This is a genomic window from Acinetobacter sp. 197, from assembly GCF_048148385.1.
Taxonomy (GTDB): Bacteria; Pseudomonadota; Gammaproteobacteria; order Pseudomonadales; family Moraxellaceae; genus Acinetobacter; species Acinetobacter pecorum.
Window position 1 is genome coordinate 196,482 of sequence record NZ_JAYWZK010000004.1, and the last position, 17,364, is coordinate 213,845.

Genomic DNA, 17,364 nt, shown 5'->3' on the forward strand with positions numbered 1-17,364 from the left:
TAATAAATCTATAAATTGAGAGGAAAGCGACATGCATTTACTGGAACCGCGTGAACATCCATCTCACATCATGAAGTGGCTTTCACCGCTCATTGCGCTGCTGGCCATGCTGATTGTCGGCAGTATTCTGTTTTTAATGTTGGGGATTAATCCCGCGCAAGCCATGTACATTTTCTTTATTGAACCGCTGACATCATCTTATGGCTGGAGTGAGCTGGCAGTGAAAGCCGGGCCTCTGATTCTGATTGCCTTGGGACTGGCGGTCGGATTCCGCGCCAAATTATTCAATATCGGTGCTGAAGGTCAGCTTACCATCGGGGCAATTTTTGGCGGTGGTATTGCGATTTTATTTCATGATCAAATCGGCTGGTGGATTCTCCCGTTAATGATCGTCATGGGCGCACTTGGTGGGGCACTCTGGGGTGCAATTCCTGCCTTACTGAAAACCCATTTTAATGCTGAAGAAACCCTGACCACCCTGATGATGAATTATGTTGCAGTATGTGTGTTGCTATACCTGGTCAATGGTCCCTGGCGTGATCCTGAAGGGATGAATTTTCCACAATCAGTCGTTTTTAGTGAGAGTGCGACGCTGCCATTCATTGTAGAAGGCACACGCATTAATGCCTCTATCTTTATCACTCTTTTTGCAGTTTTCCTGTTTTGGGTCTTTATGCGTAAAAGTCTGACGGCCTATAAACTGGAAGTCAGCGGTCAGGCACCTTTAGCTGCAAAATACGCAGGTTTTTCTTCCTCCAAAGCCATTTGGATGAGTCTGGTGATTTCCGGAATGATGGCAGGTATTGCCGGACTCTGTGAAGTGGCTGGACCTATTGGTCAGCTGAATCCGAACCTGTCCCCAGGTTATGGCTATGCAGCGATTATCGTGGCCTATCTCGGGCGTTTGAACCCCATCGGTATTGTGCTGTCAGGCTGTTTTATGGCGCTGATTTATCTGGGCGGTGAAATGGCACAAATGCAGCTCCAGATTCCGGTCGCGATTACCGGTATCTTCCAGGGTCTGCTGTTATTTTTCCTGCTGGCTTCCGATGCATTAATTGAAAACCGTTACCGTTTTAGCAAAAAAATGGCGCCACCAGTCCCTCAGCCCACAGCAACCACCCTCTAACCCAATGTTGTCTACAGCAAAAGGAAGCATGATATGGCTTTAGAAATAACTGCAATTCTTGCAGGTACTGTTGCGGCAGCAACACCACTGATTTTCGCAGGTCTGGGGGAATTGGTCACACAGCGGACTGGTGTGATTAATCTTGGAGTAGAAGGGATGATGCTGGTCGGTGCAATTGCAGGTTTTGCCTTTGCTGCGCAATATGATGCCAGTGTGTTAAGTGCCTTATTGATGGGTGGTCTGGCAGGCATGCTGATGGCCCTGATTTTTGCCTTTTTTACCTTGTCTTTAAGTACCAATCAATCCGCGTGTGGTTTGGCTTTAACCATTTTTGGACTCGGTATCTCTGCATTTTTGGGTCAGAACTACGTCAGTATGGCTTTACCGGGTCTGGCTAATTTTAATATTCCACTATTAGCGGATATTCCAGTATTGGGTCCGATTTTATTCCAGCAAAACTATGTGGTGTATCTGTCCATCTTGAGCTTTTTTCTGGTGTGGTTTGTCTTGGCTAAAACCCGTTTGGGCTTATTGCTTAAAGCAGTTGGAGAATCACCGGAAAGTGCGCATGCCATGGGTTATCACGTGTTGGCGATTCGTTATGGCGCAGTACTTTTTGGCGGTTTGATGGCAGGGGTTGGCGGGGCATTTTTATCAACCGTGTATACCCCGATGTGGATTGAAAATATGGTGGCAGGTCGCGGCTGGATTGCCATTGCACTGGTGGTGTTTGCGGTGTGGAAACCCACATGTTTAATGCTCGGCGCTTACCTGTTTGGTGGCGTAACCATTTTACAATTTCACGCCCAGGCGCTTGGAATTAAGGTGCCGAATGAGTTGCTTGCCGCATTGCCCTATATAGCCACCATTGTGGTGCTAGTCATGATTTCGCGGAATAAAAAAGTGTTGAAAATGAATTTACCATCTTCTTTAGGTAAAACCTTCGTGCCATAACCGCAACCATTCATCATAAATAGAATAGATTTGAGTATAAATCATGAAAATTTTAACAGCTTCCTATGTCCTCACCATGAATGTGCAGAATGAATGCATTAAAAATGGCGCGATACTGATTGAGGGCGAACAAATAAAAGCAGTGGGTACATTGGCACAGTTAACTCAATGCTATCCACAGGCGCTCATTGAGGATTACCCACAAACAATCCTGATGCCGGGCTTGATCAATACCCATTGTCATTCCGGTTTATTGCGTGGCACGGCAGAAGGATTACCAGTGTGGGATTGGTTACAGCAGTATATTGACCCGATGCACCGGGTACTGACACCAGAGGATGCGAAGATTGCCTCTTATTTGTGTTATGCCGAGGCACTTTACAATATGGCTTGAGCGTACGCTCAATTCAAGATCTCGTTGCAGCAAGTATCGGCGGTCAAAGTGTAGGCGAGATTCTAGAAGGTGACCGACGCTTTGATTTTGTGGTTCGTTTAAGTGATGAGGACCGTAATCTTGCAAGTGTTGCTCAGTTGCCCTTACAGCTTCCAAATGGTGGACAGATTGTATTGGCGGATGTTGCGATGGTGAGTACGATTGAAGGTGTGAATCAGGTCAGTCGTGAAAACGGTAAGCGTCGTATTGTCGTGACGACCAATGTTGACGGGCGTGATTTAGGATCATATGTCGCAGAACTACAAAAGCAAGTGAAAAATTATGAGCTGCCAAGTGGTTACTGGATTGAATATGGTGGGCAATTTGAAAATCTGGCTTCAGCCAGATCACGTATGCAAATAGTGATTCCACTTGCCTTACTGACAATCTTTATTCTACTTATGGTTGTTTTCCATAATGTTAAAGAAAGCCTTCTTGTTTTTACCGGTGTACCTTTTGCGTTGACAGGTGGAGTATTGTTCCTTTGGCTTCGTGATATTCCATTATCGATGTCAGCAGGTATTGGATTTATTGCATTGTCAGGTGTCGCCGTACTGAATGGACTTGTAATGTTGACGTTTATTAAAGAGTTAAGACATCAATACAGTTTAGAGGAAGCCGTGTGGAGAGGGGCGATCTTACGCTTACGCCCTGTGCTGATGACCGCTTGTGTGGCTTCACTTGGTTTTGTACCCATGGCTCTTGCCACAGGAACTGGTGCGGAAGTACAGAGACCCTTGGCAACTGTGGTGATTGGCGGGATTATTTCATCAACTTTGCTTACTTTAGTCCTGTTGCCGATACTGTATCTCTGGATAAATAAGCACCAACAAAACTCTAAACTATTGGTGCAACAGGAATATTAACACTACGAATTAGAGCTTATAAAAGATAGGCATTATAGAAACCTGTTAAATAATTATTTCTATCAGTGCCATCTTTTATTCAAAACTGCTTAAAAACAAGCTGACCCTAAAATATGTCGGCTTGTTGCTACGGGGAGGGTGGCTGAACTATTTATAAGCAATGTTTCATTGGGAACCAACCAGGTTAAATTTAAACAGGCTCCTATCGGGTTGCTGACTTTGATCAATAATTACCAGATTTAATGAATGATTTATTCTGATACATATTTTTATCTGCTTCAATGATGGCAGTTGATAACCCATATGTCGGATTACGCATTGCCATGCCAATTGCAGCACTAATACCAGCTTCTGCGAAAGCCTTTTGAATTCTTGATACAAGTCTTTTAGCATTTTCCAGATTGGTTTCTATGCTGAGTACAGCGAACTCATCACCACCTAAGCGAGCAACAATATCATTGCTACGGACTATATCCTTTAGAGTGAGTGCCATTCTCTGGATTAGATCATCACCCGCCGTATGTCCCAGGCTATCATTTGTAATCTTAAGATCATTAAGATCTATCATTAATACAGCGGTAGGATGCCCATAGCGTTTGCACCGCTCTTCTTCTAATTCAATTAAACGGTCCCAAGCACGACGATTAAAAAGCCCAGTCATTGGGTCAGACAATGCTTCCAATTCAAACCGTTCAGCTCTACGCACATGTTCAGCCGCTTTTAATTCAGCCTGAATCGTATAACTAAGCACTTTGGCTATGAGGTCGAATAGTGGAGTATCTTCAACAAGAATTTTAGATTGAGGTTCAGGATCAATCGCACAGAGGGTACCAAACAGTGAGCCATCTTCTTTTAAAAGAGGTTGACCAATATAAGCTTGAATAGTAACTAGCTGATTTATTGGTGCATTCGCATATATTTGAATATCAGGTGAGTAGGGAACTATACGCGGCGCATTATTTAGTACCATTTGTGAGCAGAAAGAATCAGCCCAATTAAACACTTGCCCAGGCTTAATGTCATAACCATTGTCTTCACTCAACAGTACAATCCAGTCATTACCCTCCGTACGGGTAATCATCCATAACTTAAATCCAAATCGGTGAGATAAAAATTTTAAAATGGCCTGGCCAGCTTCTTCAAAATTCTTGAAATTTGCATTGTGCATAGAGAGAACCTATTTCCGTATAGTCTGATAATTTACTGTTATTCTAACCAACCCTGATATTCACCAATAATTTAATTTACTAAAAATAAAAAAGCTAAAATACTGTTTTGACAAGAGTTCTACATGTTGGCTAGCATTGAATATTCTTAAGATGTTTATAATAGCTTAAATTTAAATTTAGATCTTTTAGGAGGCTCTCTTTTGTGTATTCAGAGGACTCAAGCTTAAGCATATTAGATAAGAAATTGGTTTCAAATTCACGAGGATAATCTTCACATAAAATTATTTTCTTCTTTTCAACTGAGATAATATCTGATTCAAGCTGATTTATATAACCAGCGAGAGTATTTTCTGATTGTTCTATGGACGTAATAATTGGCTTTACCTTATCTTCAGGCTGTGATCCCTGGCAAGCACAACCGGAAAAGGATAGCAGTAAAACAGGTAAAAGGTTCACTTTCATGGTCTATTCTTCTCTATCATTTTAATTAAAGTATAACCATTATTTTTCCAAATAAAACCAAGTGTTTGCATCAGGTATTTTCAACTTATGCTCAAAATAAAGACGCAAATTTCCGGAAATGTTCAATAGCTTTGTTATTAAAGGTCATTTTTTATTTGACCATTAAAACAATGGTGTTATTTTGATGTTACAAAATAAATCAACTCAACCAATTAGAGCATTTAAATTATGAACTTACAGGTTTATCAGGAATATTTACAATATTCTTCGAATACTGCTTCATATTTTTTTAATTGCTAAAGTTGAATATCAACCCTATATATTTAATTTTCACCCCCTACTAAGTCAACTTCTCAAGTCTCAAGCATAATTGAATAGGTTGATGATATTGATCAAATTGATTTCATTTATATTAATTTTCAATCTAATAAAAAATCAAAAAATTGTTCTCCAAGAGAGTTTTATAATTTAAAACCTTGTAACGCTTTAATTATAGGTCTTTCTTTTCGAATTATATAAAATATAGCTGTAGAAGTCGGAGAGCTTCCTAATGACAAAAATTGAGATCTTATTAATTATTGTAGCTGTCATGATTATATCCATGATGATTTACGCCGTAGGACAAACATTCAATTAGGTAAAGCCACTCGAAAGAGTGGTTTTTAATATCGAACATATAATGTATTTGTAATATACTGCTATTCTAATTAACTCAGAATAATCGTATAAAATATATTCTAATGAGATTAAGAATATAACTATGATGACTAAAATAGAAATATTTATATCCATATTGGCGGTGATAGGGATTGCCAGTACTATTTACATGGTTTGCCAACCGGTTAACTGAATTATTTGATCTTGCACGAGATTTTCTAGAGAGAGATTTTTGGTTGTTACGTGTAGTATCAATTTCAGTAGAATTTTGGCCGATCTAACATAATCTTACAAAGTTGTTTTCTCATTCCTTAGTATAAGTTGAAATATAATGTAAAGTTTCCCCCTTATGCAAAGGGGAACATTATGAAAAATCTAGGTTTTTTTCTAGTTATTGCAATGTTATTGGGTTGCACTGAAAAGAGTTTAATGATCCACCCTCAGATTCAAAAGTATCGAATGAACAAAAACTCAGTGCTATAAGAGAAATTGGACTGCCACCACTCTCCTAGACAAATATCGTCTATTCTTTTTGCACAGGGGAAATACACTATTAATAATCCAAGGCTTGGATTACTTACAGCAACTAGCGGTCTTTTCCAATCTGCAAGCACGATCATTAGATTGTCCAATTCCACTTTTACGATTACCAAAACAACTTGTGTAGTGAATGGTGGCGCAGCAATCAATGTCAGACTCCCAACGGTTCGTACAGCCGAGTTTACTTCCGTTGGAAAAACTTTAGGTGAAACGGCATTTAATGTAAATGTGAGCGGTTGTGATGCAAGTGATGTCAACAAGAGTCTTATGGCGCTTTTGACAGACAGCTCTTCATCAGGAAGCAGCAACAATTCAGGGCTATTAAAAAATACAGTAACAAACGGTTCTCCGAATGTGGCGGTACAAATAACAGATAATAATGGAATACCACTTCCAGTTGCGCCTAAAGTAATAGAGAGTTCAAATAGCTTTTTCAGTCTTGGTATAATTGGAGCAGGAGGTACAATTACTAAATCATTTAAAGCTCGTTACTATTCTAATGCTATTCCCGTACCAGTGACTGAAGTAAAGGCTCAAGCCATCATTACGTTTATATATAATTAAATCTTTTATCAGCAATTTGTTGCTTTTAGCTTTTGTCAAAACTTTATAACCAATTCAAATTTTCAATCTTAAGGTCAACATATCATATTTTATAAGTAAAATAGAAATCACTTAAGTTATTGAATTTTTATTTAAGAAAGAAGGATATGAAGTTATTATTAGGTAAACGGTATTTAACTTATGTTTACCTAAAGACCACTTCATAATTTAATTTAATTAAAATTCTATATATTACAAAAATTTATGTGTATTTTTATAATTTTTCCAAAAAATCTACTTCATGAACTTGGCATATTCAAGTTCTTATCTGATTTATGCCTCGCTCAGATAAAATGATGTAAGTAAAAGTCTCTTGATCGTTTTTAAAATTATTTTTAGTGATCAGAAGCCAGCAAATAAAAAAGCTTCTCAATTGAAATCACAAAAATATTTAACTCAAGGTCAGATATACCGACTAAAATTTAAAAAAGATCACAGTTCTACTGTAATCTCTTTTCATGTCTAAATTTTAATTAAGATTGTGATGTTTCAAGCTGAGCAATAGGTTCTACTTTTAACGTTGCTTGACGATTTTCATAAATAACTTTTGCCAACAAAGCAAGGAATGAAATTGCTGCAGGTATTGCCAATAGAAAGAAAATCTGTGCCAGTCCAAGTTCATAACTAAAAATCAAAGAACCATAAAAAGCGCCAAGAATTGCACCTGTACGTCCAATACCATGCATCCATGAAACTCCTACTGCACGGCAGGATGTCGGATAAGTAATGGCGGCAAGTGGTAATAAAGAAGATTGTGCACCAGCCAAAAGAGCACCGATCAGAAAAATTGTTATTCCCAGTAAGAGCACATGAGTATGTACCAAACCTGCGATAATGAAAAATAGAACAGCAATGAGATAAGAATATTTTATCACTTTGGTGGGTTTTACTTTATCCATATACCAGCCCATGATGATGGCGCCGACAACGCCACCAAAAGGAAAAATCGCAGCAATTAAACTAAATTGCTGTGTCGTGAGTCCTGCTGTTTTTAAAATGGTCGGCATCCAGCTGGTTAATAGATAAAAGACCAATAGGCTGGTAAAACAGCACACCCATAAAAAGATCGAATTCCAGCGATAACCAGCCCAAAGTGCTTTAACCGGATTTTCTGTGGTTTCGCATTGAGACTCATCCAAAGATAGTTTAGCAGTAGGGTTTAAACGTTTACCTTCGATCTGACTAAGAATGACACATGCTCGATCATACTGATCACTCTTTACTAAATATTGCACAGATTCAGGCAATTTCATGCATAAAATAACTGCGAGTACAAGAGGAATAATACCGCCAATCATAATGACAATTTCCCAGCCAAAATGATCGAGTAAATAAGCTGAAAGCACCCCACCAAAGGAAATTCCAAGCATAAAGCCACAGCCTGCCAGCCCTGTGAAAAACGCCTTCCGTTTTGTGGGCATATATTCAGATACTAGCGTACTGATATTCGGCATTGCCGCACCCAGACCGAGACCAGTAATAAAACGATACAACATCAGTTCATTTGTGGTGCTGGCAAATCCACATAAAAGGGTAAAAACAGAAAATAGAATACAAGTCGTGACAATTAAACCTTTACGTCCAAATTTATCTGCCAATGGACCTGAAAATAAAGCGCCTAAACACATACCTACCAGTGCCGCACTCATCACTGGCGCAAGCGCAGGCTTACTGATTCCCCAGTCTTCAATGAGCTGAGGTGCAATAAAACCAATAATACCGGTATCTAAACCATCACAAAAAAAGACCAAAAAGCCGAAAGCAAAGACCATCCACTGGAAAGGGGAAAGTTTCTCTCGGTCAATAATATGCTGGGGTTGAATTATTTGCATGCTCACTCCTTCGTTCTACTATTTTTTAATTGATGATGAAAACAAAGCGTGAAAAAAAAGTGCACTTTGTTTATTTAACTTTGATTGAACGAAAGAATAGAAATTTCCACTATCCAAAAAATCGCAGCTATGCATCCATTTTTAGGATTTATAACTATATATATGATTTGAAATAAATTTTCAGCTATAAGCTAGAATCTGTCACGTTAAAAACTTCATGAAAACGGATAAAACGTACAAATTTTATGGATAGTTTTTGGGGGTTTTAACCTACAAGATAAATTCAAGATAGAGGAGATCAGAGAATGACAGGTTCTTATATTGCGATTGAAAACGGGGATAAAAAATTCAATGCTTATCTTGCTGTACCAGAAGCTGGCAAGGGTCCAGGAATTGTTTTATGTCAGGAAATCTTTGGCATCAACAGTGTAATGCGTGAAAAAGCTGATTTCCTTGCGGAAGAAGGTTATACCGTATTGGTTCCAGATTTATTCTGGCGTACTCAGGCAGGCATTGAACTGGGTTATACCGAAGCTGATTTCGCAAAAGCATTTGAGCTTTATCAAGGCTTTGATGAAAATCTTGGTATTGAAGATATTAAAGACACGCTTGCCACCTTAAAAACTTTAGATGTATGTGATGCAGAAGCCGGCTTAGGTGTCGTTGGGTATTGTCTTGGCGGTAAATTAGCGTATCTGGCTGCGTGCCGTTTGCCTGAAGTGGCATGTGCTGTGGGCTATTACGGCGTCGGGATCGAAAATAACCTGGATGAAGCGCGGAATATTCAGGGCAAGCTTGTGTTACATATGGCTGAACTTGACCAATTCTGTTCAGCTGAGGCACGTACCCAAATCACCGATGCATTATCGGCACATAAAAAGAATGTGAAAACGTTCCTTTACCCAAATGTTGATCATGCCTTTGCCCGCCCACATGCTGATCATTACCACAAACCAAGTGCTTTAATTGCTCATGAACGTACAGTCACTGCATTGCGTAAAGCGATTGGTCCTGAGTACGACCTAGAAGCATTGTGGGAAGATCACTGCAAATACGAATTCGAAACCCGTGATGTCCCAGCAACGATGGCGACGATGGTGGCAGAACCCTATGTAAATCATATTCCAACACTGACTGGCGGTGTGGGTTATGCACAGTTATCACGTTTCTACCGTCACCACTTTGTACACAACAACCCACAGGATATGAGCTTAATCTCGATTTCCCGTACTGTAGGTGTTACGCAAGTGGTGGATGAATTCATCATGCGCTTTACTCATGATCAGGAAATCGACTGGCTTATTCCTGGTATCAAACCCACCGGAAAATTTGTCGAAATTCCGATGCTGGGTGTTATTAAATTCCGTGGTCCAAAACTATGTCATGAACATATTTACTGGGATCAGGCGAGTCTATTGGTACAGCTCGGTTTGATTGATCCAACTGGTTTACCAATAGCAGGTGCGATTACTGCACACAAACTTCTTGATGAAACCTTACCGTCTAATGAATTGATGCCAACCTGGCCATCAAGTGAAGGGAAACCAATTGACTGATTTTTCTTAGGGCATTACTGAATGAGTAGATCAGTCGACCTCAGCAAGGCTGATCTGTTCCTTAAAATTCTGGAGTAAATATGAAAAAAACAGAACGTTTCTTGGCAGAAGAAGCAGATAAAAAACAACTTCGCGGTTTATTGGGTCAGTTTGCAACAGGCGTAACTGTGGTGACAACCACTGGCCAAGACGGACGTAAAGTCGGTATGACGGCAAATTCTTTTACATCAGTCTCTTTAGAGCCACCATTAATCTTGTGGAATATTGCAAAAACGGCAACAAATCTAGATGATTTCCGTGAATGTGAGCATTTCGCCATTAATATCTTAAATGAACAGCAAGAGCAAACCGCTAATCATTTCGCCAAATCTGCAGCTGATAAGTTTAATTCTGTTGATCAGGTAGAAGATGTTCTAGGTATTCCTGTGTTATCTGATGCATTAGCAACTTTAGTATGCAAAAACTATCAATGGGTTGAAGCGGGCGATCATTATATTATCCTCGGCCAAATTGAACACTGCAGCATGAATGTCGGAAAACCTTTGTTATTCCATAACGGTAAATACCATCAAGCACAGCTTCATCCTGTCCATTTAGAACAATGTGCTTGATTAACTCTATTCTTATCTAAATCAATTTAATTATTTACAGACATTGCGCTTTGAGCTCAGTGTCAGGGGGAAGTCATGTCTAAACATCCATTTTTAGAAACCAATAAATTCCTGTTAGGCACTTTTGCGAGCAACTGTTCTGGTGGTATGACCATTTCAAAATTGCCTGAAGGTTGGGATGCAAGCTGGGAGAAAAATTTAAAGTTAGCTCAACTCCTTGATGAGGCGGGGATCGACTTTATGCTGCCCATCGCACGTTTTACCGGTTATGGTGGTGAAAAGGATTTCCAGGGGACGGTACTTGAAACCATTACCTGGGCATCGGCACTTTTAGCCTGTACTAAAAATCTTGTTGTATTTGCCACGATTCAGACTGCAGTGAATCATCCTATGGCGGTCGCAAAACAAATTGCCACCATGTCTAAAATTGGTCAGGACCGTGTGGGTTTAAATATTGTCGCAGGCTGGAACAAGCCTGAATATGACGCACTTGGTTTAGAGCTGCCGGATGATCATGAAACACGCTATGGCTATGCGCAAGAATGGTATGACCTGATCAAGAAAGTTTGGGCAAGTGAAGAGCCATTTGACTTCGATGGCAAGTATTTTAAAACCAAAAACAGCTATGGTAAGCCCCGTCCTAATTTTGTACCGCCTATTTTTAATGCAGCAGGCTCAAAAAATGGACGTGACTTTGCTATCAATAATGCAGACTTTTTATTTACACCCGTATCAGACTTGGTCCGTTCTGCTGAAGAAGTCACTGAACTGAAGCAAGCTGGTCTAGAGAGAGGGCGTACTACTAATGTGATGACATTCTCGCATGTCATTTGCCGTCCCACTTTAGAAGAAGCTCAAGCTGAATGGCAACGTCAGCTAGATAATGCGGATATTCCAGCCTTGGATAACCTGATGAACCTCATGTTTGCCCATGCGCAAAGCTTTCCTGCAGAAATCCGTCAGCAATTACGTGACCGTATGGCTGTAGGTCATGGTGGTTTCCCATTGGTCGGGACACCAGAACAGGTGGTACAGAGCATTGAAGCCTTACATCAAGCAGGCTTTAGTGGAACCACTTTATCTTTCCTGGATTATGTCGAAGAATTCCCTTACTTCCGTGACAACGTCCTGCCACTGCTAGAAGCAAAAGGGTTACGTTAATTTTCATCAAGCCAATCGTTATAACGATTGGCTTTTTTTATGCACTGTAAAAAAGGAAATGTTATACATGCAATTTCTGAATATAGCCTTGAAAGGCTTGGGGTTTGGTTTAATCGTTGCAGCAAGTATAAGTACACAGGCGGCAGAGTGGAGTGATACTTCCATTGCACTCAGTTATGGAACAGAGTTTTCAGAACCGTTTAAAAACAATGGGGATGGGAGCGCCTTTGAAATTGATAAGCATATTATTTCATTGGTGCATGTCAGTGGTTATAAATATGGCAGCAATTTCTTTCAGGTTAACCTCCATCAGTCGAATAATGAACCAAATGGCAATGTATCTGGCGAAGGTGCTCAGGAAGCTTATGTGATTTACCGACATACCTTCGACTATGAAAAAATCTTCGGCGTTCTTCAAGACAAACCAGATTTTCTACGGGGAATCGGCTTTATCATCGGTGGTGACTGGAACACTAAAAATGATGATTACGGCTCTAATCGTGAAATGGTTGTTGCAGGTCCAAGTATTATGTTTGATGTGCCAGGGTTCTTGAACTTCAATGTTTTGGGTTATTATGAAAGTAATAAACCAAATGTGATTGATAGTAAATATACCTATGATCCATACCTGGCATTACAACTTTCTTGGGGGCTTCCAATACAAAAAACAGGATTAGAATTTAATGGTATTGCGGTGTGGATGAGTGAAAAAGGAAAAAATGAGTTTGGTGGAGATACCAAGCCTGAAACCTTCATTGATACCTCAATTATGTATGATATTGGCAATGCACTCGGTACCAAAGCACAAACCTTTAAAATAGGTCCAGCTTATCAATACTGGAAAAATAAATACGGGAATGATACAAAAGGTGAGGCAGGTAAGGGTGCAACTGCAAGCGTGCCAATGATTCGGGCAGCTTATCATTTCTAAGAGTACATCTTTGTAATGTAAAAAGAGGTCTCAATTTGACCTCTTTTTAGAAACTTATAAAAAAGAAAATATATTTAAATATATATAATTCCCAAAGTAGAAAATTAAAAGAACTTATCGTCGTGTTAAGAGCACTTGCTGTTGCAGTATTGATTTACGAATGGTATCACTCGGGCTTTCACCAAATTGCTGTTTATATTCAATCGAAAAACGGCCCAAATGATTCACACCCCATTTCATGGCGATACTGGTAATGTTCTTTTTATCCTGTGCCAAGGACAATTCCTGGTAAATACACTTTAAGCGGTAATGGCGAATATAACTGTTAAAGGATACTTTCATACGGTCACGAAAGGCTTTAGAAAGTTTTTGCTTAGATACACCCGAGATCCGCTCAAGATCTTCACTGCAAATATTATGCTGAATATTGTTGTGAATATAGTGTACAGCGCGTTGAAGAAATTCCGGGTTATTGTGGTGATTGTCAGCAAGTAACTGGCTATAATTATGGGGTTGTGACAGTAATAACGACTTCACCAAAATCTTTTCAAAATCATACTTTATTTCATTCATTAAGCAATCAAAATTCATATTCTGTCTGCTATATGAGCCGAAATATTCAAGTAAATTCCACCATGCATTAATTCGCTCATTCTGTACTGACATGATATGGTTGAATTCGATCGGCGCATCTAGAGGTCGTTGAATTAAATCCGAAAGCGTGTTTTCAAGCAATGGTTTAGAGATTGAAATAAAGGATTGTACGCAGTCTCGTTTAATCTCAATTTCAAATTTATCGAATGGAGACACAATGGCCGCATTACCTTGGCTGGCTTCAAAGACACCATGTTCCTGACGAAAAACAGGTTTCCCGATTTTAGGGCGGGTAATGCAATAAAAGTGCATATCTTGCTGATGCTGGGTCTTAAATACGACATCCTTACCATAGATCAAGTCACCTATGATGATGCCACCCATTTGTTCACCTTTAAAACTGAAATTTAAAGGTTCTTCATGTGATAAATCTACTAATTCATGTGGGCCAATGATCTGATTAAGGCATTGATTGGCTGTATCAATCGAGTGCGTAGAAGCATGGATGCTATGCTTTAACAAATGGGCAGCTGCGTTCATCTTAAATACCAAATCAAGTGATTAAAAAAATCTACTTAAGTGATTGCAATTTTCGTTCCAAATATTTGTATTATTTTAATATTTTTAAAATATAAATAGCTGCCAACTCAGGTTTAAGTAGGCAGCTATTTGGTAAATAAAAAATATAAAAAACTTAAATTCTATGCTGCATCCAGTTGACCTGCAGCGGCAATAAATTTCTCACTATAAAAATGACAGTTTTCAATACGATGTTCAGCTAAATGTGATTTCAATGCCTCAACTAATGCAGGGGGACCGCATACATACATATCGAAAGCATTGTTTTTTAATTGATCAGGAGCTAAATGATCCTGTACATAACCTTGTAAACCCTGCCAATTATCAGTTGGCCGGGAAATTACCGGCTGGTAAAGCAGGTTTGGAAATTTTGCCTTATAGGAAGCAATACGTTCTTGTTCACAAAGATGTACCTCATGACGCACCGCATAATATAGATGAATCGCTTGATTACTCGGTAGCATCTGATCGAGCATCGCTAGAAAAGTGGAAAGCCCTGTACCACCTGCAATAAAGTAAAGGGTCTGGTCTGACTCGGATTCTCTTAAATAAAAGCTGCCAAAGGGCACTTCAAGCTCCAAAGACTGTCCAACTTGACAACGTGATTTTAAAAACTGTCCCATTAAACCATCAGGCAGGTAGCGAATTAAAAATTGCAGTTGGTTATTCGCAGTGGGTGCATGAGCAAAAGAATAGGCCCGGTATCCACCTGTTTCAGGAACATAGATCCGGGCATATTGTCCTGCTAAAAACTGAATCGGTTGAGGATGATGACTTGCATCTAATTTTAAAATGACCGTTTCATCAGATGCCCATTCCAATGCAGTCACTGTGGCCTGAACTTTTAATGCCTCACCCGCCTGACAGAAGGTAGAAGCATGATCAAAATAAAACGTAGCATTCGATTTCAGACGTGTCTGGCAGGCCAAGATTTTACGGTCTTTTAAATCCTGTTCAGTCAATGCATCTTCATCGACATAGTCTTGCTCATACTGACCTGAATCACATTGGCCCTGGCAGGTCGCACAAACACCTTCACGGCAATCTAAAGGTAGAGTGATTCCTTGACGCACTGCGGCGTCAAGCAGAAGTTCATGATCTTGCACATCAATGAAAAATGTTTTGCCATCGGCAAAGTTGAGTGCTGCAGAATGTCCCATACTCAGCTCCTTAGACATGATAGAAATCGAGTACAGAATCGATTTTGTCATTCAGTAATAAGATATGTTGACGGCGAATACGGAAATCTCCATTTTCAGTACATCGCAGGGTATAGGTCACTAAACCATAGAAATAGCCTTCTAAACCCTGACGATTATAAAATGTATTCCAATTGGCGGTCACTTGTAACAAACCATCTTCAAGTTCTCGAACTTGAATGTTATTAATACTATGTATTGTACGCGGTAAGGGCATTGCTGAGGCCGCTTTACCGGTACGGATGCGGAACACACGGTCTTCTAGGCCGGTACGGTCTTCATAATAAATATAAGACAAGCCTTGGTTTGGATCTTGGACATATTCATGTTCATTAATCCACTGGGGAATATGGTACTCGCTGTCTTCATCATAAAGATTCAGGTAAGCATCCCAATCATATGCATCACAAAATGCTGCTTTACGATATAAAAACTGGCTGACTGCAAATTGTAATTCCATTGACATGATTTAAACTCCCTCTACAGAACATGATTCTTTGGTGCATGCTTCGCCTGTTGCGACAATTAAATCCTCATCTGTCATTTTTAATGCACATTGGTTTAAACCTTGCAGCATGAGTTGTTTCCAATGACCATGCTGATTGACATACAGTCCCTCATGGGTAAATTCAGTACCAATCATCACCGGATGAATATCTAGGGCTTTGGCATTATGGTTCTGGGTATAGCACCAAGTATGGTGTCCACGAGAGATATCACTCCAACGTTCTAAACGTGCCTGGAAGCCACGTTGTTGTTCACGGAATTCAACCAAATCATCTGGAGTACCGAGTCCTGAGACATTAAAAAAATCTTCAAACTGGCGAATACGATTGCGACGTGCTTCAGCCGATTCACCTTTGACGCCAATACATTGACTAATGACTTCAGTTTTGTTCCAGGCAACAGGACGCACAATACGCAGTTGCGAGCTAATTTGATCCATAAAGAACAGGCTTGGATAGAGATTTAAGTTGCGTAGACGATGCATGGCCCATTCAGCGCGTTTTTCACCATATTTTTCTACCAAGTACGGCATGACGGTACTGTAACCCGGGCGAACTGTCGGGTTGGGCATATCACTGAACAGTACACTATGACCATTTTTAAAGCTAAACCAGCCATCATCAGTCTGTGCATCGCCTGCACCTAATTTACTGTAGTCGAGTGTATCCAGATCATTGCCTTTGGCTGCATTGACTTGCTGACGGTGCTGAACTGTAGAGACATAATTGTAATGTACGGTGCTGACATGATAGCCATCTAAGCCATTTTCATTTTGCAGTTTCCAGTTGCCTGCAAAGGTATAGCTTGATTTACCTGGCAGGACTTCAAGTTCACCGGTAGGGGATTGCTCTACCATTAAATCTAGAAAGACTTTGGCGTCGCCCAGAAAGTCTTCAAGGGTATCGTTGGCTGTGGTGTCCAGGCTTACAAAAATAAAGCCCCGGTAGTTGGCAATACGTCCTTGTTTTAAGCCACGTGTCGATTTATCAAAGTCTGGTGCATATTCACCAGGTGCTTTGACTTTCACCAAACGACCATCTGATTTATAACACCATGCGTGGAAGGGACAGGTAAAGGTAGATTGATTGCCTTTTGCTACACGGGTCAGGGTTGCACCACGGTGTTCACAGGCATTCACTAAGGCATGTAATTCACCTTTGCCATCACGGCTGACAATAATCGGTTGACGGCCAATTTGTACGGTGACAAAGTCATGATTGTTGGGAATTTCACTTTCATGGCAGGCATAAATCCAGACTTTCTCAAAAATATGCTGCATTTCCAGTTCAAAAAGGTCATGTTCAGTGAACATGTCACGCGCAATACGAAACACGCCATCTTGAGGACGGAAATCGACACAACTTTCGACAAAATTTTGCCACTCAATATTGGTTTTTGAGCTCATTTTACCCCTCCATTCAATCAATTGCTTTTTCTCGATTGAACAGGGATACGCCACTTCACTCTATCCGATTTCTTCTAATCTTTATCCAATTTCCAAGTCATTCACTTAAATTCTAGTATTTATAAAAATGCTCATTCATTTATCCATAAAATGGATAATCTTAGGCAAAAATATGG

14 protein-coding genes and 2 pseudogenes are annotated in these 17,364 nt (G+C 39.9%); 9 read left to right on the forward strand and 7 right to left on the reverse strand.

Annotated elements, in window-relative coordinates; translation table 11 throughout:
- The first annotated feature begins 31 nt into the window (after positions 1-31).
- The 4 genes and pseudogenes from VXQ11_RS06065 to VXQ11_RS06080 all read left to right on the forward strand — a co-directional run.
- Positions 32-1,129, forward strand: coding sequence for an ABC transporter permease (locus VXQ11_RS06065; protein ID WP_416705656.1), 1,098 nt, complete (start codon positions 32-34; stop codon positions 1,127-1,129).
- 33 nt (positions 1,130-1,162) lie between these two features.
- Positions 1,163-2,083 carry an ABC transporter permease gene (locus VXQ11_RS06070; RefSeq protein ID WP_064101522.1) on the forward strand — a complete coding sequence of 307 codons (921 nt, stop codon included), beginning with the start codon at positions 1,163-1,165 and terminating at the stop codon, positions 2,081-2,083.
- Positions 2,084-2,126: 43 nt separating this feature from the next.
- Positions 2,127-2,462, forward strand: a pseudogene (locus VXQ11_RS06075) (imidazolonepropionase-like domain-containing protein); the annotation flags it as partial.
- Positions 2,463-2,464: 2 nt separating this feature from the next.
- A pseudogene (locus tag VXQ11_RS06080) lies at positions 2,465-3,382 on the forward strand (efflux RND transporter permease subunit); the annotation flags it as partial.
- Between the two features lie 223 nt (positions 3,383-3,605).
- Here the strand turns inward: VXQ11_RS06080 and VXQ11_RS06085 are convergent.
- Both VXQ11_RS06085 and VXQ11_RS06090 read right to left on the reverse strand, forming a co-directional pair.
- Positions 3,606-4,550 carry a diguanylate cyclase gene (locus VXQ11_RS06085; RefSeq protein ID WP_416705657.1) on the reverse strand — a complete coding sequence of 315 codons (945 nt, stop codon included), beginning with the start codon at positions 4,548-4,550 and terminating at the stop codon, positions 3,606-3,608.
- 130 nt (positions 4,551-4,680) lie between these two features.
- Positions 4,681-5,013 carry a hypothetical protein gene (locus VXQ11_RS06090; RefSeq protein ID WP_416705658.1) on the reverse strand — a complete coding sequence of 111 codons (333 nt, stop codon included), beginning with the start codon at positions 5,011-5,013 and terminating at the stop codon, positions 4,681-4,683.
- A 1,281-nt stretch (positions 5,014-6,294) separates the two neighbouring features.
- Here VXQ11_RS06090 and VXQ11_RS06095 point away from each other — a divergent pair.
- Positions 6,295-6,774: a fimbrial protein gene (locus tag VXQ11_RS06095; RefSeq protein ID WP_416705659.1), complete on the forward strand. Its 480-nt coding sequence runs from the start codon at positions 6,295-6,297 to the stop codon at positions 6,772-6,774.
- A 512-nt stretch (positions 6,775-7,286) separates the two neighbouring features.
- Here the strand turns inward: VXQ11_RS06095 and VXQ11_RS06100 are convergent.
- On the reverse strand, positions 7,287-8,645 hold the full coding sequence (locus VXQ11_RS06100) for an MFS transporter (protein WP_416705660.1): 1,359 nt from the start codon (positions 8,643-8,645) through the stop codon (positions 7,287-7,289).
- 305 nt (positions 8,646-8,950) lie between these two features.
- On the opposite strand from VXQ11_RS06100, the gene VXQ11_RS06105 reads away from it, so the two are divergent.
- The 4 genes from VXQ11_RS06105 to VXQ11_RS06120 all read left to right on the forward strand — a co-directional run bounded on the left by VXQ11_RS06105 (position 8,951) and on the right by VXQ11_RS06120 (position 12,904).
- A complete protein-coding gene (locus VXQ11_RS06105; RefSeq protein ID WP_416705661.1) occupies positions 8,951-10,201 on the forward strand; it encodes a dienelactone hydrolase family protein in 1,251 nt (416 codons plus the stop codon).
- 80 nt (positions 10,202-10,281) lie between these two features.
- A complete protein-coding gene (locus VXQ11_RS06110) occupies positions 10,282-10,812 on the forward strand; it encodes a flavin reductase family protein (protein WP_416705662.1) in 531 nt (176 codons plus the stop codon).
- Between the two features lie 75 nt (positions 10,813-10,887).
- On the forward strand, positions 10,888-11,973 hold the full coding sequence (locus VXQ11_RS06115; protein WP_416705663.1) for an LLM class flavin-dependent oxidoreductase: 1,086 nt from the start codon (positions 10,888-10,890) through the stop codon (positions 11,971-11,973).
- Positions 11,974-12,040: 67 nt separating this feature from the next.
- The gene (locus VXQ11_RS06120; RefSeq protein WP_416705664.1) at positions 12,041-12,904 is read left to right on the forward strand and encodes a hypothetical protein; all 864 of its coding nucleotides are present in this window, start codon (positions 12,041-12,043) and stop codon (positions 12,902-12,904) included.
- A 114-nt stretch (positions 12,905-13,018) separates the two neighbouring features.
- Here the strand turns inward: VXQ11_RS06120 and VXQ11_RS06125 are convergent, their stop codons facing one another.
- The 4 genes from VXQ11_RS06125 to antA form a co-directional block, all read right to left on the reverse strand.
- Positions 13,019-14,038, reverse strand: coding sequence for an AraC family transcriptional regulator (locus VXQ11_RS06125; protein ID WP_416705665.1), 1,020 nt, complete (start codon positions 14,036-14,038; stop codon positions 13,019-13,021).
- A gap of 161 nt (positions 14,039-14,199) precedes the next feature.
- A complete protein-coding gene (gene antC, locus VXQ11_RS06130; protein WP_416705666.1) occupies positions 14,200-15,237 on the reverse strand; it encodes an anthranilate 1,2-dioxygenase electron transfer component AntC in 1,038 nt (345 codons plus the stop codon).
- 10 nt (positions 15,238-15,247) lie between these two features.
- Positions 15,248-15,742, reverse strand: a complete 495-nt coding sequence (gene antB / locus VXQ11_RS06135; protein WP_416705667.1) for an anthranilate 1,2-dioxygenase small subunit — start codon at positions 15,740-15,742, stop codon at positions 15,248-15,250.
- 3 nt (positions 15,743-15,745) lie between these two features.
- Entirely contained in the window at positions 15,746-17,188 is a 1,443-nt protein-coding gene (gene antA / locus VXQ11_RS06140) for an anthranilate 1,2-dioxygenase large subunit (RefSeq protein ID WP_416705668.1), read from the reverse strand.
- Positions 17,189-17,364 lie beyond the last annotated feature (176 nt).